Annotated in this window: 14 protein-coding genes; 6 read left to right on the top strand and 8 right to left on the bottom strand. The window is 48.3% G+C overall.

Going from position 1 to position 18,804, the window contains the following annotated elements; genetic code table 11:
* Positions 1-87 precede the first annotated feature (87 nt).
* On the top strand, positions 88-1,599 hold the full coding sequence (locus tag GJB61_RS14265) for an aminotransferase class V-fold PLP-dependent enzyme (RefSeq protein ID WP_338115813.1): 1,512 nt from the start codon (positions 88-90) through the stop codon (positions 1,597-1,599).
* On the opposite strand, the gene GJB61_RS14260 is transcribed toward GJB61_RS14265, so the two are convergent.
* Both GJB61_RS14260 and GJB61_RS14255 read right to left on the bottom strand, forming a co-directional pair.
* Positions 1,596-2,498, bottom strand: coding sequence for an aldo/keto reductase (locus tag GJB61_RS14260; protein ID WP_154119164.1), 903 nt, complete (start codon positions 2,496-2,498; stop codon positions 1,596-1,598). The two genes, GJB61_RS14265 and GJB61_RS14260, sit on opposite strands and share 4 nt — an antisense overlap.
* A 30-nt stretch (positions 2,499-2,528) precedes the next feature.
* The gene (locus tag GJB61_RS14255) at positions 2,529-3,149 is read right to left on the bottom strand and encodes a TVP38/TMEM64 family protein (protein WP_154119163.1); all 621 of its coding nucleotides are present in this window, start codon (positions 3,147-3,149) and stop codon (positions 2,529-2,531) included.
* Between the two features lie 178 nt (positions 3,150-3,327).
* Between GJB61_RS14255 and GJB61_RS14250 the strand changes: the two genes are divergently transcribed.
* From GJB61_RS14250 to GJB61_RS14235, 4 genes are all read left to right on the top strand, one after another.
* Positions 3,328-6,453 (top strand): ATP-binding protein, encoded by a 3,126-nt coding sequence (locus GJB61_RS14250; protein WP_154119162.1) that lies wholly within the window; start codon positions 3,328-3,330, stop codon positions 6,451-6,453.
* 11 nt (positions 6,454-6,464) lie between these two features.
* The gene (locus GJB61_RS14245) at positions 6,465-7,559 is read left to right on the top strand and encodes a response regulator (RefSeq protein ID WP_154119161.1); all 1,095 of its coding nucleotides are present in this window, start codon (positions 6,465-6,467) and stop codon (positions 7,557-7,559) included.
* 202 nt (positions 7,560-7,761) lie between these two features.
* Positions 7,762-8,436, top strand: a complete 675-nt coding sequence (locus GJB61_RS14240; RefSeq protein ID WP_154119160.1) for a hypothetical protein — start codon at positions 7,762-7,764, stop codon at positions 8,434-8,436.
* 455 nt (positions 8,437-8,891) lie between these two features.
* Complete coding sequence (locus GJB61_RS14235; RefSeq protein WP_154119159.1) at positions 8,892-9,395, top strand: GNAT family N-acetyltransferase; 504 nt, start codon at positions 8,892-8,894, stop codon at positions 9,393-9,395.
* A gap of 109 nt (positions 9,396-9,504) precedes the next feature.
* Here GJB61_RS14235 and GJB61_RS14230 read toward each other — a convergent pair whose 3' ends face one another.
* From GJB61_RS14230 to GJB61_RS14215, 4 genes are read right to left on the bottom strand one after another with little or no spacing between them, the layout of a single operon-like run.
* A complete protein-coding gene (locus tag GJB61_RS14230; protein ID WP_154119158.1) occupies positions 9,505-9,729 on the bottom strand; it encodes a hypothetical protein in 225 nt (74 codons plus the stop codon).
* A complete protein-coding gene (hydA, locus tag GJB61_RS14225) occupies positions 9,729-11,156 on the bottom strand; it encodes a dihydropyrimidinase (protein WP_154119157.1) in 1,428 nt (475 codons plus the stop codon). Before hydA ends, GJB61_RS14230 begins: the two co-directional genes overlap by 1 nt.
* A gap of 2 nt (positions 11,157-11,158) precedes the next feature.
* Positions 11,159-12,448 carry an NAD-dependent dihydropyrimidine dehydrogenase subunit PreA gene (gene preA, locus GJB61_RS14220; protein WP_154119156.1) on the bottom strand — a complete coding sequence of 430 codons (1,290 nt, stop codon included), beginning with the start codon at positions 12,446-12,448 and terminating at the stop codon, positions 11,159-11,161.
* Between the two features lie 30 nt (positions 12,449-12,478).
* Entirely contained in the window at positions 12,479-13,870 is a 1,392-nt protein-coding gene (locus GJB61_RS14215) for an NAD(P)-dependent oxidoreductase (RefSeq protein WP_154119155.1), read from the bottom strand.
* Positions 13,871-14,192: 322 nt separating this feature from the next.
* Between GJB61_RS14215 and GJB61_RS14210 the strand changes: the two genes are divergently transcribed.
* Complete coding sequence (locus tag GJB61_RS14210; protein WP_154119154.1) at positions 14,193-15,881, top strand: PucR family transcriptional regulator; 1,689 nt, start codon at positions 14,193-14,195, stop codon at positions 15,879-15,881.
* On the opposite strand, the gene GJB61_RS14205 is transcribed toward GJB61_RS14210, so the two are convergent.
* Positions 15,847-17,214, bottom strand: coding sequence for an aspartate aminotransferase family protein (locus GJB61_RS14205; protein WP_154119153.1), 1,368 nt, complete (start codon positions 17,212-17,214; stop codon positions 15,847-15,849). The genes GJB61_RS14210 and GJB61_RS14205 overlap by 35 nt on opposite strands.
* Before the next feature lie 32 nt (positions 17,215-17,246).
* Positions 17,247-18,710, bottom strand: coding sequence for a CoA-acylating methylmalonate-semialdehyde dehydrogenase (locus tag GJB61_RS14200; RefSeq protein WP_154119152.1), 1,464 nt, complete (start codon positions 18,708-18,710; stop codon positions 17,247-17,249).
* Positions 18,711-18,804 lie beyond the last annotated feature (94 nt).

The raw sequence follows: 18,804 nt of genomic DNA, 5'->3' as shown, positions 1-18,804 counted from the left end.
TCCCTGCCTGCATATACTGAGGCCAAGAAGAAATGGCTTTGTTGTCCTTTATATGGACGGCATCCATTTCGGCGGGAGGGATTGTCCGTGCTGAGTATCAACCGCGCCTTTTCAGAAGAGACGCCAGCTTCACTGCAAGAGCACTTTGAAACTTTTCGTGAACATACCATCGGCATCGGCCAATATATTACCACTCCCTATGGCAGACAACCGCTGCTGTATGCGGATTGGACGGCAAGTGGACGCTTATATGAGCCGATTGAGCGCAGATTGCAGGAGAGCTTCGGCCCTTATGTCAGCAATCCGCATACAGAATCCAATACTACTGGACTAACCATGACCTTGGCTTACGCCGAAGCACGCCGTATTATCAAAAAGCATGTCAATGCCGAGCCGCAGGACGCATTGCTCTTTTGCGGCAACGGGACCACCGGAGCCGTGAACAAGCTGCAGCGTTTATTGGGCTTAAAGCTGCCAGAATGGCTGCCGGACGATCAAGCTGCCTCTGCAGAAGATCGTCCGGTAATCTTCATCAGCCACATGGAGCATCATTCCAATCTGCTGCCTTGGCAGGAAGGGTTGGGCGATGTTGTCACCGTACCCCCCGATGCGGAGGGAAATATAGATGTTACACAGTTGGAGACTTTGCTGTTAGCCTATCGGCACCGCCGCTTTAAGATCGGCTCGTTTACCGCCTGCTCCAACGTCACCGGGATTCAAACTCCTTATCCGAAGCTGGCTGCAGCCATGCACAGGCATGGTGGGGTTTGCTTTGTCGATTTCGCCGCCAGCGCTCCCTATGAACCTATTGACATGCATCCAGCTTCACCACTGGAGAAGCTGGATGCCATATTCTTCTCTCCGCATAAGTTCCTCGGTGGTCCAGGTACAGGTGGAATCCTTGTACTGGATACTGCCCTTTGCCGAAATCAACTACCCGATGAACCTGGTGGAGGTACAGTGGTATGGGTAAACCCCTGGGGTGGACGCCGCTACATAGATACTGTTGAGATCCGTGAGGATGGAGGGACCCCTGGCTTTATGCAAGCCTTTCGAACTGCCCTATGCCTGAATCTGAAAGAGCAAATGAATGGGGTTGGACACTATATGGTGCTCCGTGAGCAGGAGCTATGCCAGGCATTATTAAGGGGTCTCCGCAAGATACCCGGTCTATCGCTATTGGCAGGAAGTCACACTCGCCGTCACGGAATTGTATCTTTCAACCTGCATAATATCCATTACAACCTGGCGGTCAAGCTGCTGAATGACCGTTTCGGTATTCAGGCCCGCGGAGGCTGCTCTTGCGCTGGTCCATACGGCCATCATCTGCTGGGCCTTAGTCCAGAGTTCTCCTCACGCTTCGTAGAAGCACTAAATGCCGGTAACCAATCCCTAAAGCCGGGATGGGTCCGCCTCTCACTTCATCCGATTATGACTAACAAAGAAGTGGAACGGATTCTAGAGGCCGTCCGTAGCATTATCAGTCATATTAATGAATGGCAACAAGATTATTGTTATAATGCCTCAACCAATAGCTGGGTTCATACGCGCAGCACGGATGAGACCGAAGCACAGGTTCGCCGTATGTTCACTTTCTAGAGATTCCCTACCCAATCAGCAGCCTCAGCGTTGGAGATGACCTGCTCTACATTTTTGCAGCCCGGAATTACACTGGTTACTGCAGCATGCTGAAGGCACCAGGCCAGCGCCCATTGTGCCATAGGAATATCACGCGGCACCTCATTAGCAGCAATCTCAGCCACAGCCTTCAACTGCTTGTTTCTCGTATCAGCGTTATGGTTAGCTCGCACATCACCCGGCTGGAAGACAGCATCTGGCTTATACTTGCCACTTAAATAACCGCTCGCCAGGGGTACACGAGCCAGCACTCCCAAGTTATGCTCGATGCACAGCGGAAAGATATTCTCCTCCGGCTTACGATCCAGCCGGTTATAGACTACCTGTATCGCCTCTGCCTTGACATCAGGCGCCGAACCGGTCTGAAATACTCCATCATTGGAGGCACTAATGGACACTCCCAAATGCCGGATCTTGCCGGCCTGAACTTGTCTATCCAGCATGCTCCATAGTTTGTCATTGTTGAACTCATTATCCGTTCCAGAGTGGAATTGATACAGATCTATATATTCGCTCTGGAGTGCACGCAAGGAATCATCCAGCTGCTTTAATACATCTGCCGCACTCCACAGCTGCCCGCGCAGCAGGTGGCCCTCGAAATGGTGTCCGAACTTCGTCGCCACCTTCCAGTCTGCGCGCTTTCGCCGGGCCAGATAGTTGCCGATGAATCTCTCTGACAGATGATCCCCATAACACTCTGCAGTATCCAACAGATTAATACCTAGCTCCCCCGCCTTGTCCAGCATGGCATCCACTTCTACTTGCGTAAAATCCTTACCCCACTCGCCACCAAACTGCCAAGTACCCAGACCAATAACCGATACATCCATCCCTGTACTTCCGAGCTTACGATATTTCATAAAACACCTCTTCCTCAAAATTTCCGACCATTACAGATTAACTTTTTCAGTGTCCTCTGCTGCTTTGGCGAAGCGGGCCTCTATGGCCTTAACTCCCCAAAGTGACAATCCAATAAACAGCAGCACATAGATCACTTCACCCGGGTGGCGGATAAACCGTTCAACATCATTCCCAATATACGAAACTGCGAATACCATGATGGCTTTGCCTGCAAACAGAGCAATTAAATAAGAACGCAACTTCATTCCAGCAAGTCCAGCAGCCATATTAATGACCACAAACGGCCCCACCGGAAAAAGGCTGAGCAGAAAAACATAGCTAAAGCCACTCTGGCGTACCCAGGTCATGCTTTTGGCAACCTTTGGCCGCATGGCCCATTTCCGTAGATACGGGTGGGAGGCTATTTTGCGGATAATCAGGAAGGTGGTTACACAACCGGCTAACAGGCCGATCCAAGAGTACAGAAACCCCAGCCATAATCCATACACAGCTGCGTTTAAACCCACAATAGCGATAGTTGGCAGTGGTGGCACAAAAGATTTCATAAAAGCCAGCCCGATACCAGGAAGCGGTCCAAGAGAACGATATTGTTCCAGCATGTGCCGCAGCTTGTCCTCAGTCAGCCATGACATTACATCTAAAAGGTACATAGCTTGGTGTTCTCCCCATCTGGTTCCAAATTCTTAACATCTAAACTCGATTATACAATAGTTTTTTATCCAAAGCTTGAAGCTGAAGCTGTAATAAGCCTAGACAAGCTGAAGCTGCGAAGGCTATGATGAATACTAACAAAATTTAACGGTTGAGCATCACCAAAGAGAGGTCTCTATGAAATTCTTCGATTATAGAATGCTGGCTAAACGGAGCTTTGGCTTGGTTTGTATTTGCTTGCTTGCCGTTACCTTGCTGCTGCCTCTACTGCGCAGTTCAGCCGCAGCCTGTTCCCGTAATAACCCAGGTATAATAGACCTGACTGGATGTCCCTTCGATGATTCTCTGAACGTCAATTTGGACGGAAAATGGGAGTTCTATTGGAATCAGCTGTTGACCCCTTCCTCCATTAACTCTGCGGCCAAACAGGATATCAAATATATTCCCGTACCCGCAGTTTGGTCCTCTCTCCCACATGGTGAAGAATATCCCAGGTATGGAGCTGCCACTTATAAGCTTCTCGTTATACTGCCTTCAGGAGCCCAAGACTACGCACTCAAAGTGAGCAGCATCCGTACGGCAAGTATTGTCTATGTTAATGGAGAGCGGCTTGGAAGAAGCGGTCAGCCGGGATTATCCCGCCAAACTGCCAATCCTCAGAATGCTCCTTACATCGTCCAGTTTAAAGCTCCCGCAGGAAGAGCCGAAATTGTTATCCAAGCCTCCAATTTCACTTATACAAATGGAGGTATTGCCAACTCCATTCAGGTCGGGACCTCAAAAGCTATCCTGCGTCTAGAACAGCGGAACAGAACATACGATACGATCCGTTTATCCGGTTTTGCCTTCATAGGCTTTTATTTCTTAGGCCAGGGTCTACAGCGTAAAGAAGACCGTTCCTCTTTAGAGCTTGCATTGTTCTGTTTCTCTTTCGCAGTGTATCTGATCACACATAGTGAAAAGCTGCTTTTTAACCTTATTCCAACGATCTCCTATGAATGGTTCAGTAAACTGCAAATTTTCTCAACCCTTATTGGATACTATTCGCTTTCGAGCTATATATATTCCCTATTCCCTAAGCTGTACTCCCGTTGGGTGCTGAGAATCATAATTGGTACTTCCTTAATCTTTGGCATCTTTACCTTAGTTAGCCAAATGCACTATTACTCACAGCCATTGGATTATCTTCTTGCTCTTAACATGCTGCCCATAGGGTACGCCATTTACGTGATGATCCGGGCCGTTCTGCACAAAGAAATAGGCTCCTCATATCTGCTCATAAGTATCATCGCTATAGGCGAATTTTCATTTTCCTTATTTGCCAACCTAGCCTATGGCACTAATCTATATTCAACCTTACCTGTGGCAGCTCCGATTTTCGTCTTGACCCAAGGCTTGTTTATTTCTACCCGCCACGCCCATGCCTATGAAACCATAAAGGAATTGTCACAGCAATTGGAGCGCAAGGATAAAGACAAGGATGAGTTCCTACTCAAAATCTCAAATGAGCTGCGTACTCCGCTAAATGCAATTATTAATATTTCATTATCATTGTTTGAAGGCTCTAGCCCCGCTATGAGCTCGTCGCAACGTGAAGACATTAGGCTCATTCTAGGTACCGGAAGACGGCTTGCCTTTCTGGTTCGGGACATTCTGGATTATGAGCAGATTCGAGGACAGCGCATCAAGCTTTACTGGAAACCGATTGATATTCAAAGTGTCGTCAACATCGTGATTGAGGTCTTTCAATTTCTGAACAAAAAAGGTGAGATACGCATTAAAAACCACATCCCCCCTGGCGTCTTCATTGTCGAGGCGGACGAACACCGGCTAATGCAGGTCTTATACAATCTGCTGGATAATGCACTCAAATTCACCGATCGCGGCAGCGTAGTATTCGAAGCCGAGCAGGTTGATGATTACGTCCATCTTACCGTCACAGACACCGGACGAGGGATTCCGAAGGAGCGGCTGGAGAGTATCTTTCGCGACTATGAACAGGTCAATGAAGCCGATTCACTGGAAAATGGCGGACTCGGCCTTGGACTTGCTATTACGAGGAAGCTAATTGAATTGCACGGAGGTACGATCAAGGTCTCCTCCACCTTAGGCCGGGGCAGCAGCTTTACCTTTGCCATACCTTTTTCACAAAAGGGAACCTACTGGGAGGAGCCAGAAGACCGCCAGCTGCTTCTAACTCCGGTAAAATCACCCATTGAATCTCTAGTCGATGGCGCAGCATTCGGAGAGAGCGCGGCTACTGTCACACGAACTGAAGACGTGGGCTACTATGCTCCACGAATTCTCATTGTAGATGACGATTATGCCAACTTGAAGGCATTAACCAACCTGCTATCCCTGGAGAATTATCTAATTTCAAGTGCCAGAAGCGGCAAAGAGGCACTTACTATCCTCACCGATGAGCGTGATTTCGACCTCTGTATTCTGGATGTCATGATGCCCGAGATGTCTGGTCTCGAGTTATGTCGGATCATCCGTCGAACCTATAGTCCGTTGGATCTGCCCATTCTTATGGCTACGGCAGGACAGCAGCTCCACTTTAATGAGGCCGCCTTCAGCGCAGGTGCCAATGACTTTATTCATAAGCCCTATGCCTGGAGCGATCTTAAGGGTCGGGTCAAGACACTTGTACAGTTGAGAAGATCCGTATCCGATCGCCTCGACTCCGAAATTTCCATGCTGCGTGCACAGATTAAACCACATTTTCTTTATAATGCGATCAATACTATTATTTGGATGAGCTCACGGGATAACGATAAGACACGGCAATTACTTTATGATCTTAGTCATTTTCTGCGGGGAAGCTTCGATTTTGGCAATCAGGAGACAGCTGTCCCATTCGAGAAAGAGCTTGAGTTGATTGAAGCCTATTTATCACTGGAACAAGCTCGCTTCGGAAAAAGACTCACGGTTCAATACGATATTGGAATTTCGGAGTTCTCCCTACCTCCATTAATCGTCCAGCCTATTGTCGAGAATGCGGTTCGGCATGGCCTCATGGAGAAGATGGACGGTGGGACGGTGACCCTGGCAACTAGACGGGTGGGGGATCAGGCAGTTATTACGGTTTCGGATAACGGAAAAGGAATGAGCGACGACAAGCTGGCCTCCTTGATGAAGGACGGCTATGTTTCCACTCAGGGGGAAGGGACGGGAATTGGTCTCAAGAACATTAATCGCAGATTATTGAAGCAGTTTGGTCAGCCATTACAGATTGTCCGGGGGGAAAATGGCGGCATAGAGGTAAAAATTACAATTCCATGGAAGGGTGAACTCTCCTGAATTATACAGTAATGGTAGTAGATGATGAATGGCCTGCGCTTGAACAAATGCAGGAATTGCTGCTGCGGTGTGAAGGGATCTCCTTCGTTCATATACACAACAACCCACGGGAGGCTTTTATAGCCGCAGTTGAGCTGAAGCCGGATATTCTGTTCCTGGATATCCAGATGCCTGAGCTTTCAGGCTTAGCTTTTGCCGAGAAGCTGCTTCCGTTCTCTCCGGCAACGGACATTGTATTTGTTAGTGCATACCGGAATTATGCTGTCGAAGCCTTTGAATTGTCGGCTGTAGACTATTTGCTCAAGCCTGTCGATCCCTCACGTCTGCTGAAGACATGGACTAAATTCTTAGCCAAGAGATTGCCGATCGAATCTGTGGAGCAGCAAAATACTAAGATCCAGTTTCAACTCATGGGAGGTTATGAATTAACCGGCCCTCAGGGTGTAGTGAAGTGGAGTACCCATAAAGCAGGTGAATTATTCGCTTACTTATGGATTCATAGACAAGGCAATGTAAGCGTAATTCTAAATGACTTATTCCCTCAATCGAATTACGAGAAGGGCAAGCAATACCTGCATACTACCGTCTATCAGATCCGTAAAACACTAAAGAATGCAAGTCTTGGTGAGAATATCGAGCTAATCTTTGACAGAGAGAACTACCGACTGGAGTCCAGAGGAATTATAAGCGATACCGAAATATTTCTAGAAGCTGCAACGACTGCCCTTCATGACAACCACACTGATGGACTGCAGGCTGCAGCCGCTCTATATGCAGGAGAACTTCTGCTATCCAATGACAGTTTGTGGCTTTATTCCATCCGCGACAAATTTCGTACACTCTACATCAACCTATTGGAACAGCTTACATTAAGTCTTCTGCAACATGGGCGTGCTTATGAGGCTGAAGAATATGCTATACGCCTTGCTGAGCTGGAGCCACTGGAAGAGGGATATTGTCTGCAGTTAATCTCTATTTACTATAGTATCGGAAAGCCCTTCAAAGCACAGCGCAGGTTTACTCAGTTCAGAGATATCTATGAGGCAGAGCTGGGTGAGAAATTGCCAGAACGGTTTTTGGAAGAGTATAGCCAGCTAGGTACATAGTTGCACCAAACCCCTAATTTAAAATAAAAAAAGTCTAAAAAAAGCCCTACAAGCCGTTTTCATGGCTTTTTCGGGCTTTTTATTCTTTTTTTTCTGCTAATCTTCGACATTTATCAGCGATTTATCAGTGACACCCGTTACTATAGACATAGACAACAAGATTACATACCTGATTGTATTCATACTATACGGAGGTAGTAACATGATAAAATTATTTAGTTTCAAAAATTATTTTAGAAGTTCGAGGCTTCTTACCCTCATGTTCACTACAATACACGAGGTAACCGCAGACACCACACCTCCTGCCATGTCCGTTGAGGTGACTACAGATAAACCTGCTTACACCCCCGGAGAGGAAGTAACTGTACAGGTTCATTTAAAAAATTTCTCACCAAATGACCATGGCTACAGTTATTTGAATTTCATAGTTCAATATGACAGCAATATATTCGACAATACCGAATATCTTCATCATTCCTGCTATAAAGAGGACTGCTACACTGCGGGGAATGAGGTTGACAATTCATTTCAATTTAATTTCATCAGTCCAGTCGACGGAAGTATATATTTCGGAAAAAATACCAGTATGCGCGGAATCGATATTCAGGTCGAGGCCAATAATAAGCAAGCCCTCATCCCAGCGGTCGATCAGACGCTAGTAACTTTCAAGCTGCGTATCAAAGAGGACACCCTCGCTTCCTCTTCTCTGATTAGTCTGGCCAATGAATTCACAAGAATTAGAACGTCGATATCCAACAGCAGTGTCTATTTATATTCACCTGACGTTACGTCCATTCCTTCTGAACCTACGACCATTCTTCCTTCAATAACAGTCTCAACTTATTCACAATATTTACCTAACAACCCTTTAGCCTAAACGCTAACCTTTATAATAGACCTCATTTGCAAAGCCGACCAGGTGACTGGCCGGCTTTTTTTGATAAGATAAGAATTATACAACATAAATTATCCTTATATTCAGCTATTCCATCGGAATGGATAAGGCGTAAAGAGAGTACAGCCGGGACCAGACTGAGAAGCCCTTATTTTCTCAAAATCAGACTATTTGGGAGTTTGACGGACTCCACGTACGCTATTACCTAAATTTCTTCCTAAAAGAACCTGTTTTTACTTCAATAGCATCTCCTAAGTCCGCTTCCTTTTTCCCCACACTCTATCAAGTGAAATAGCGTCTATACAGTCCGCCAGTTTTAAATGAAAACTATTCAGACTTTGTATTTATCTCTTTGTTCATTTGTTCAAATTCTTCAACTGTAATTTGGGTTTGAATCCGTATAATATGTAATAAAACGTCTAAGAAAGAGGAGCATTATGATACTCCATTCAGAGGGTCTAGATTTACGAAGCACTACCAAGCAGGATTTGGATTTTGTGCTCGTGGCTGAGCAGGGTGAGGCTAACCGCAGCTTTATTGGTCAATGGAGTAGGGAGCAGCATGCGGCTGCTATTGATGACGGGGACATCCTACATTTCATTATTCAGGAGACTTTAGGAGAACAGATGGGATATATTATTCTAACAGGGCTTCAGGACCCTAATCTTACCGTCAACATTAAACGAATCGTCATCCAGTCCAAAGGGCGTGGCTACGGCACCATGACGTTACAGTTACTGATTGATTGGATCTTTGTCCATACCGAGACGCATCGGCTGTGGCTGGATGTCAAGGATCATAACCTTAGAGCACGCCACGTATATGAAGGTGTTGGCTTTAGACTTGAAGGTACACTGCGCGAATGCATAAAGGTAGGGAAAGTCTTCGAATCCCTGCAAATAATGTCCATCCTGCGGCAGGAGTTTCTGGAGCGGGTATGAGTGGAATATCTCGACATCGCTTTAGGTATCAAGAAGAAACGCCTGTCACCCTTTGTGGGGGACAGACGTTTCTTTGTAACAATAGATAGATAGATGGATGTTCCGACCTTTATTTCTCCGATACTCCGTGCCCGGCAAAAATAAGTGTGGTCACATACTTCCGTGCATCCGCAGTAAGGAGCATAAGCTCCACCGCACTCTTCGCCGGTTCGGCGCGAACGAACTTAATTCTGGCACCGTCCAGATCCTCCAGGATACCGGCAATAGTATAACCTTTGAACAAAAGCCCATCAACTTCCTGCTGTTCCTTGGCAAACTCAGCGAATGCGGACATTAGACCACTCCTCCACTAATTGCTGTTTTGGACGGACGCGGAGCCTCCGCTGCAAACCGTTTCCGTTGCAGATATTTGCCAGAGCCTGCTTTGCCGACGAACTCCTTATTGCGGATCACAAATTCACCACGGCTCAGTACGGAGACTGGCTCACCTTTGACCTCGAAACCTTCAAAGGCATTATAATCGACGTTCATATGATGGCTTTCGGCAGAAATGGTTCTTTCTATAGACGGATCAAAGATGACAATGTCAGCGTCACTGCCTACAGCGATAGTCCCTTTTTGCGGGAACAGGCCAAATAGTTTGGCGCTCGAGGTTGAAATGATGTCTACGAATTTATTCAGTGAAATCCGGCCCTTTTGCACGCCTTCCGAATATAAAATGCTGAACCGGTCCTCAATGGTCGGTCCACCGTTCGGAATTTTGGAGAAATCGCCCAGCCCCAGATCCTTCTGCCCTTTGAAGTTAAAAGAACACTGATCCGAGCCGATCGTTTGCAGACTTCCACTCCATAAGGCGTCCCAGAGCACATCCTGATTCCACTGCTCACGCAGCGGCGGGGACCAGACATATTTAGCACCCTCAAAATTCGGTTTTTCCAGTGCTGTCTGATCCAGCACCAAGTATTGCGGACAGGTCTCGCCATAAATACGCAGTCCCTTTTTACGTGCTTCAGCAATCTTACCTACCGCTTCCGCACAGGTCACATGCACAACATAGAGCTGCGAATCGGTCAGCTCCGTCAAATAGGCGGCCCGGCCAGTAGCTTCGCCTTCTAGCTCCGGCGGGCGGGTCAACGCATGATAGATAGGGTCAGTATTGCCCGCAGCTAAAGCCTGCTCCACCAAATACTCAATCACATCGCCGTTCTCGGCATGCACCATGACCAGTGCGCCTTCTCTTTTAGCGACTTGCAGGGTCTTAAAGAGTGTTCCGTCATCGGCCTGAAAGGTGTTCTTATAGGCCATAAACACTTTGAGTGAGGTGATGCCTTCGTTCTCAATGATCTGCGGAAGCTCCCCGAGCACCTTATCATTCAGCTCGGACACCATAAGATGGAAGCTATAATCAATAACAGCCTTATCCTGCGATTTATGATGCCAAGTATCTACCGCCTGCTGCAGTGGCTGGCCTTTGGTGGTCAGACAGAAATCAATAACGGTTGTCGTACCCCCGTAAGCAGCGGCAATGGTCCCGGTCTCGAAATCATCTGCTGTAACCGTTCCGCCAAAAGGCATATCCAGATGCGTATGCGGGTCAATGCCTCCAGGAAATACATAACATCCAGACGCATCAATAATCTCCGCACCCTCAGCCAACAGGTTGAGACCGATCTCTGTAATAATACCGTTCTCTAGGGCTACATCCCCTGTATAAGTGTCTGCTGCGGTAACAATGATTCCGTTCTTGATGATCTTCTTCATCCTTACACCACCTCTGCTTCTGAGTAGGAGCCATTCAACGAGCTGATCACCTTTTGACGCTCATTCCAAGTCAACGGCGCAGCCCCATTTTCCAGCGGGATCATATCAATCGCACCCTCAGCCGGACAGACAATAGAACAAAGATTACAACCCACACAGTCTTCTTCACGCACCTGCAAAATAGCTTTGCCGTCGGCATTCGTTAACATATCTATACATTGATGCGAAGCATCCTCGCAGGCGATATGGCATTTGTTGCAGTTGATGCAGTTCTCCTCGTTAATCCGCGCAACCACTTTATAGTTAAGATCCAGATCACCCCAATTGGAGTATCTGGACACAGACTTTCCGATCAGCTCCGTCACGGAGGCCAGGCCCTTATCATCCAGGTAGTTGTTCAACCCGTCGATCATTTCCTCCACAATCCGGAAACCGTGATGCATAACCGCTGTACATACCTGAATGCCGGTGGCACCCATCAGCATAAATTCAACGACATCCTGCCAAGTGGAAATGCCGCCAATTCCAGAAATAGGTACGCCCACACCGAGATCGCGCGCACACTCGGCTACCATACTCAGCGCAATCGGCTTCACGGCGGGTCCACAATATCCACCATGCGCTCCTTGGCCTCCGACATTAGGCAGCGTATTCCAGCTGTGAATATCAACGCCCGCCAAACTATTGATCGTATTGATCATGCTGATCGCATCGGCACCGCCTTGAACAGCACTCCGGGCCACAACTGTAATATCCGTAATGTTCGGGGTAAGCTTCACAATAACTGGTGTTGTTGCCACTTCCTTCACCCAGGTCGTCTGCGCCTGGACCAGATCGGGCTGCTGCCCGGAGGCCGCCCCCATTCCACGCTCTGCCATACCGTGCGGACAGCCAAAGTTTAACTCAAGCCCATCTACACCGATAGCTTCTACACGCTTGACGATCTCATGCCATTTCTCCTGCGTCGGTTCCACCATCAGAGAAGCGATAATCGCATGATTCGGAAATCTTTTCTTCGTTTCGTATATTTCCTTCAGGTTCACCTCGAGCGGGCGATCCGTAATCAGTTCAATATTATTGAATCCAGCTACCCGCTGGCCATTGAAATGTACTGCTGCAAAACGGGAAGAGACATTAATGATCGGTTCACCGAGCGTCTTCCATACAGCGCCTCCCCAACCGGCCTCGAATGCCCGCTGCACTTGATAGCCTGTATTGGTAGGTGGCGCCGAGGCCAGCCAGAACGGATTGGGTGACTTGATTCCTGCGAGATTAATACTCAAATCTGCCATTGATGTTCCCTCCCTATTATATCTCACTACCTAGACTGCTGATCCAACAACGCTATCCTGCTGTCCCAAATATTGCTTAACTATCGCATAAGCGGCTTCCTTGCCTTGCTGGGCAGCGGATACCACCATGGCTTCACCTTTACCGGAGCCAAAAACAATATCGCCAGCAGCGTAGATCTGCGGGTCGGAGGTTCTATAGGTGGCTTCGTCAATATCCACGATACCCCAGTTATGCTTCAGGCCGAGAGCATCGATCAGATCGGTGCGCCGCTTTTGCCCAATAGCTACCACAACAGCCTCTAGCGGCATGATGAACTCGGAACCCTCTACCGGCATCGGCACAAGGCGTCCATCCTTCCCGGTCTCTCCAGTCAGCTTCATCTGTACGCATTCCAATCCGGTCACATTGCCCAGTTCGTCGCCAACGATACGCTTCGGCAAGGTAAGCCAGCTAAATTCCACACCATCCTGCTTAGCGAATTCATATTCGAAGTCATAAGCCGTCATCTCCTCACGGGTCCGGCGATAAACCATCTTCACATTAGCAGCTCCCAGTCTTACAGAACAGGTAGCCGCATCAATGGCCGTGTTGCCTGCACCGATGACAGCCACCCGCTGACCCATCAGCTCCAGGGTTGGAATACCTGTCTTTGTGGATTCTACCAGCTCAATTGCGTCGTACACGCCTGCCAGCTTCTCGCCCTCGATACCGATCGGAGGAACATAACCCATCCCGGCCGCCAGTACAATGGCATCATAGTTAGCCTTCAGCTCTTCTACAGTGATATCAATACCAACCTTCACACCTGTCCGTATCTCAACGCCCAGCTTCTCCACCTGCTCTACTTCCCAGAGTGAGATCGACTGTGGCAGCCGGAACGACACAATACCATGCGTATCAAGGCCTCCTGCCAGCGATTTCGCTTCATAGATCACCACTCCAAAACCTTCACGCGCCAGTTCTCTTGCTGCGGACAGTCCGGCTGGGCCGCCACCAATAATAGCAACTTTTTTACCATTAGACACACCAGCTGTAAATAGCTGCACACCACTATTGATTGCCCAATCGGTCGCATATCGCTGCAGCAGTCCAATTTGGATCGGTGCTGAAGCATCATTTAATACACAAGCTCCTTCGCACAATTCCTCTGTAGGACAGACACGTGCACAACTCGCACCTACGGGATTGGAGTCCATAATGGTCTGGGCTGAACCTTTCATGTTATCGGTAGCAATCCGCTTTATAAAAGAAGGAATATTAATGCTGGTTGGGCAAGCCTTAATGCAGGGAGCATCATAACAATACAAACAGCGATTGGACTCTTCGATTGCACCTTTGCGGGTCAAGCCCGGCTCAGCCTCAGCAAAGTTACGCATGAACATATCTGGTGTAAAAGTTGTTAATGGAGAAGTGTGATCCATCCGTTGTCCCTCCTCTGGGCAAGATACTCATGTTCGTGTTATGTTATATAATATAACATTATTACGAGAATTGCCTTAATAAATTACTTACTTCTAAGGATTAATGTAGTAATATAAGAAATAACACAAATATATATTTAAACTCTATCCATTTAGGTCATATATACTGACATATTATATTCAAACTATAGTCAATTCGTATTTTCGTTGCACTAGACACTTTGTCTAATTTCAAAACAGTATTTTTTACGTGTGAGAATGGGCTGAGAATAGAATAAGTCCAAGGCGCCTGTGCAATACCGAAGAGCGAGGGGGAAGAGCAATGGATTGGGAGCTAGTATTTACAATTCGCGATGCACTGAAGAGACCACTGTTTGCGGAATCGGAAGTCGTCGGAGGAAAAAGCGGTCTGAACCGGGCCATCCGTTGGGTTCATGTGCTTGAGAGTGCAAGCTTCGAAAGTCTGATCCATGGAGAAGAGATGATCTTAACTACCGGAATTGGTGTAGGTATGGATCTGCCCTCTTCTTTGGCATTTATGCAAAATCTGATCGATAAGAGTGCTGCCTGTCTATGCATTGAGCTAGGTGCATATTTCAATGATGTCCCACAAGAAATGATCGACCTGGCGAATAGCCACGATTTCCCACTGATAATATTCCCGCGTACCGTGCGGTTTGTGGACATCACACTTGACCTGCATTCCCTCATCATTAACCGCCATCACCGGATGCTGCAGGAGCTGGAGAGCATCTCCCGTGAATTCCATCGTCTAACGCTGACCTCGCAAGGAACACTGAAAGTACTGCAATTATTGTGTAAAAGCACCCGCACGCAGATCGTCTACATGCAGTTGCAAGGCAAACCGCTGTTCTTCCCGGCCATTTCGCCCGAGGAGCAAAGCCCACTGCTAAATTTCTTCGCTTCCTTCAGTGAAGAAATGGAAGGCGTTCAACCGGATGCCGCCCCTCACTTCCGTGAATACGGAAACAAGACGATCGCCGTGAAGCCTGTAGGTGCTCTGGATCAGACTTGGGCCTATATCCTGATGGTCTGTAATCACAAGCCACAGGAGTTCGACTGTATGCTGCTTGATTCCGCTTCTCTGTCTATTGCCCAGGAACTGCTGCGCACGCGATATATGGAGGAGCGCAAGCTCTTTTCCGAGAATCTGTGGGTGGATGAGCTAATCAACGGCCGGATTGAAGATGATAATCGACTCAAGAGCTTGATCGGCCCTGACTTCAATGTTGTAAATGAGCTACCTTACCGTGTCTGCCTTATTGAGATTGAGAACCCCCGTGACGTCAAATGGAACAGTTCAGAGAACGAATGGGAGTCCATCACCTTTCACCTGTCGCTCATCCTGCGTTCCATCTTCGAGAAATATTCCCTGCGTCCGCTGATCACATTGAAAAATAACCGCTTGACCGTCATCGCGCTGGATATCCAGTCCAAGTTGCCAGGCAAGCTGCGCTTACAACAAGCCCTGGATTCCTTGCAGCATATTCGCTCTGATGAGAAACTGAAGGACCTGCAGCTCATCATCGGAGTCAGCAAGTCCCAGCGGGGTCTCAAGCACGCTTATGCCGGTTATCAAGAAGCCGTTCAAGCGTTGTCCCTCTACTCTTGTTACCAGAAATCCTTGCTATTCTACGAGGAGCTTGGTGTTTTTCAACTGTTGCTGAACCTGAATGACGGGAAAACGCTGGAGAACTTCATTCGCAGCTACCTGGGCCCACTGATCGATCACGATCAAACCAAAGGCAGTGAGCTGATGCTCACCCTGCGTGTCTATCTGGACCATGACGGCTCCAAGCAGATTGCGGCCCGGAACCTGTTCATCGTCAGACAATCCCTCTATTATCGGTTGGACAAAATTACCGAACTATTGGGCGAAGACTTCATGTTGCCCGAGAACCGCATCTCCATCCAGGTCGCACTGCGTGCCTATCAGTTCCTATACCCGGAGAAATCTACTGTGCCCAGCTCCCGTTCAGCACAGATTTAAAGGTATCTACGATAAACTGCACATCTTCATCGGTGGAGGATAGCGGCGGAGCGAAGGTAAGTACATTATTGAAGCCCGCTACTGTATCTCCATTCTTGCCGATGATCAGCCCCTTCGATTTACACTCGGCAATAATCCCTTTAACTATGCTCAGGTCAGCAGGCTTCTTGCTCACTTTATCCTCAACCAGCTCGATACCAATCACCAAGCCGAAGCGGCGAATATCGCCAACCAGCTTATGGTCAAGTAGTTCGGAGAACTCACTATATATTCTTTCACCGAGGATATCCGCACGTTCCACCAGATTCTCCTGCTCAAGAATTTCGAGGTTGCGCAGAGCAAGTGCACATGCTGCCGGATTGCCCCCGAATGTATTCACATGACGGAAGTGACCATAGTCATCACTGTTATCCTTAAAAGCCTCATAAATATCCTTGCGAACTGCAGTTGCAGACAGCGGGAGGTAGGCACTGGTTAATCCTTTAGCCATGGTCACAATATCAGGCTTCACATTGTAATTATGGTGTCCGAAGTTGCGCCCGGAGCGCCCGAACCCGCAGATCACTTCATCAATAATGAGCAGCACACCATGTTTGGTACAGATTTCCTGTACCCGATCCAGATAGATTTGATGAGGGACGATTACACCGCCGCCCGTAATCACAGGTTCCATGATCACTGCCGCCATCGTTTCTACGCCTTCCCAGACAATCGTATCCTCAATCGTCTGCGCACATTGGAGGTTAAATTCTTCTACAGTCATGCCTGCCGGACGGCGGTAGCTGTCTGGTGGAGCTACATGCAGAAAACCGCCAGCGAGGGGTTCGTATTTAAATTTACGCTGAGCCTGGCCTGTTGCCGACAGGGAACCGAGCGTACTGCCGTGATAGCCGCGGTAGCGGGCAATGAACTTGTGCCGGTAATGCTGGCCGATCTGCTGCTGATATTGGCGTGCCATTTTGAAAGCTGCTTCATTCGCTTCCGAGCCGCTGTTGGAGAAGAAGATCACATAGTCGTCTCCCAGCCACTCATTCAGCTTCTCCGCCAGTGCGATCGCTGGCAGATGGCTCTGTGTCAGTGGAAAATACGGCAAGGTCAGCAACTGATTATAAGCCGCTTCCGCCAGTTCCTTACGGCCATAACCGACATTCACACACCATAATCCTGACATTCCATCCAAAAATTTATCTCCATTAATATCCGTCACCCACGAGCCGCTTGCCGAAGTGGCAATCATTGGTGGATTGGCTTCACTGTAAGGTGTAATGTTGTGCCATAAATATTGCTGATCCTTCTTAATGGCAAGTTCGCTATCCGTCCCCAGGTTGAGCATAACTCTCTCTCCTCTCAAACTCCTATGTCTGCCTAGTAACGGGCAGTAATCATCTTTTTGCGGGTATAAAATTCAACACCATCACGACCATTAGCATGCAGATCCCCATAGAACGATTTCTTGTATCCAGAGAATGGAAAAAAAGCCATAGGTGCAGGAACACCCAGATTCACACCCAACATCCCCGCATCGATCTCCTCACGGAATTCCCGGATGGCCTTGGCACTGTCTGTATAGATACATGCTCCGTTTGCAAATGGTGATAGATTCGTTACCGCAATTGCTTCACCGAGATCCTTGACTCGAATCACCGCCAGCACTGGTGCGAAGATCTCATCACGCCAAATCGTCATCCCCGGCTGTACCTGATCGAAGATCGTAGGCCCGATAAAATAACCTGCTCCAGCTACCGCCTCATCTTTCCTGCCATCCCTTACCAGCACAGCATCCTCACGTTCGCCTGTCTCAATGTACGAAAGTGTGCGTTCCTTATTGGACTGACGGATCACCGGCCCGAGAAACACGCCTTTATCCATGCCGTTGCCGATCTTGAGCTCATCTGCAGCAGACTTCAGACGACTCACGAGTTCGTCAGCGATATTCTCATGCACAACGACCACCGAACAAGCCATACAACGTTCACCTGCAGAGCCGAAAGCGGCGGAAATAATGTTCTTAACCGCATTATCGAGATCAGCATCCGGAAGTACAATGGAATGATTCTTGGCTCCAGCCAACGCTTGAACACGTTTACCCTGCGACGTCCCATGCTTATATACATACTCCGCAACCGGCTGCGAGCCCACAAAGGAGATGGCCTTCACATCCTCATGCTCCAGCATTCCATTCACAACATCATGCGCCCCGTGGACTACATTCAGTACACCTGGCGGAAAACCCGCCTCCGCGAATAGTTCGGCCAGCCGATTCACCAAGAGCGGTGTGCGTTCTGAAGGCTTCAGTACAAAGGTATTTCCGCAGGCAATAGCCAGTGGAAACATCCAGCACGGCACCATCATTGGGAAATTAAACGGTGCAATCCCACCAATTACACCCAAGGGATAGCGGTACATCCCGGATTCAACGCCGGTGGCAATGTCCGGCAGTTGGCTGCCCATCATCAGAGTAGGAATGCCTGCGGCAAATTCAACACATTCGATACCACGCAGCACCTCGCCCTGTGCTTCTTCCAGACTTTTGCCGTTCTCCAGCGTAATCAACTCTGCCAGCTCGTTCCAGTGCTGCACCAACAACTGCTGATATTGGAAGAAATAACGTGCGCGCCGGGGTACGGCTATTCTTTTCCAAGATTGATAAGCCAGCGCAGCAACCTCCACCGCGGCATCTAACTCTTCCCGGCTAGAGATGGGTACGTAGGCGATCACTTCGCCTGTCGCCGGATTAAACACTTCCTCATCCCGTCCAGACGATGACTCTACCCAAACTCCATTCACGAAATTCTTAACTCTTTCGGTCTGCGTCACCAATAGGGACATAGTCCGCACCTCTTTCTCTATTCTAAGAAGCCTGTTACGCCACCAAACTTCTGAAATGACTGATTATAATAGATGACCGCCAAAACCGGCGGCC

Origin of the sequence: Paenibacillus monticola, from assembly GCF_009664975.1 — a bacterium.
Taxonomy (GTDB): domain Bacteria; phylum Bacillota; class Bacilli; order Paenibacillales; family Paenibacillaceae; genus Paenibacillus_AQ; species Paenibacillus_AQ monticola.
Note: the sequence above shows the minus strand (reverse complement) of the source record. Positions and strands in the feature narration are given on the sequence as shown.

What these genes read in the sequence shown, in the direction of transcription:
- GJB61_RS14260 (WP_154119164.1), bottom strand. Translation starts at nt 2,498, where the DNA reads ATGAAATATCGTAAGCTCGGAAGTACAGGGATGGATGTATCGGTTATT.
- GJB61_RS14255 (WP_154119163.1), bottom strand. Translation starts at nt 3,149, where the DNA reads ATGTACCTTTTAGATGTAATGTCATGGCTGACTGAGGACAAGCTGCGG.
- GJB61_RS14250 (WP_154119162.1), top strand. Translation starts at nt 3,328, where the DNA reads ATGAAATTCTTCGATTATAGAATGCTGGCTAAACGGAGCTTTGGCTTG.
- GJB61_RS14245 (WP_154119161.1), top strand. Translation starts at nt 6,465, where the DNA reads ATGGTAGTAGATGATGAATGGCCTGCGCTTGAACAAATGCAGGAATTG.
- GJB61_RS14240 (WP_154119160.1), top strand. Translation starts at nt 7,762, where the DNA reads ATGATAAAATTATTTAGTTTCAAAAATTATTTTAGAAGTTCGAGGCTT.
- GJB61_RS14235 (WP_154119159.1), top strand. Translation starts at nt 8,892, where the DNA reads ATGATACTCCATTCAGAGGGTCTAGATTTACGAAGCACTACCAAGCAG.
- GJB61_RS14230 (WP_154119158.1), bottom strand. Translation starts at nt 9,729, where the DNA reads ATGTCCGCATTCGCTGAGTTTGCCAAGGAACAGCAGGAAGTTGATGGG.
- hydA (WP_154119157.1), bottom strand. Translation starts at nt 11,156, where the DNA reads ATGAAGAAGATCATCAAGAACGGAATCATTGTTACCGCAGCAGACACT.
- preA (WP_154119156.1), bottom strand. Translation starts at nt 12,448, where the DNA reads ATGGCAGATTTGAGTATTAATCTCGCAGGAATCAAGTCACCCAATCCG.
- GJB61_RS14215 (WP_154119155.1), bottom strand. Translation starts at nt 13,870, where the DNA reads ATGGATCACACTTCTCCATTAACAACTTTTACACCAGATATGTTCATG.
- GJB61_RS14210 (WP_154119154.1), top strand. Translation starts at nt 14,193, where the DNA reads ATGGATTGGGAGCTAGTATTTACAATTCGCGATGCACTGAAGAGACCA.
- GJB61_RS14205 (WP_154119153.1), bottom strand. Translation starts at nt 17,214, where the DNA reads ATGCTCAACCTGGGGACGGATAGCGAACTTGCCATTAAGAAGGATCAG.
- GJB61_RS14200 (WP_154119152.1), bottom strand. Translation starts at nt 18,710, where the DNA reads ATGTCCCTATTGGTGACGCAGACCGAAAGAGTTAAGAATTTCGTGAAT.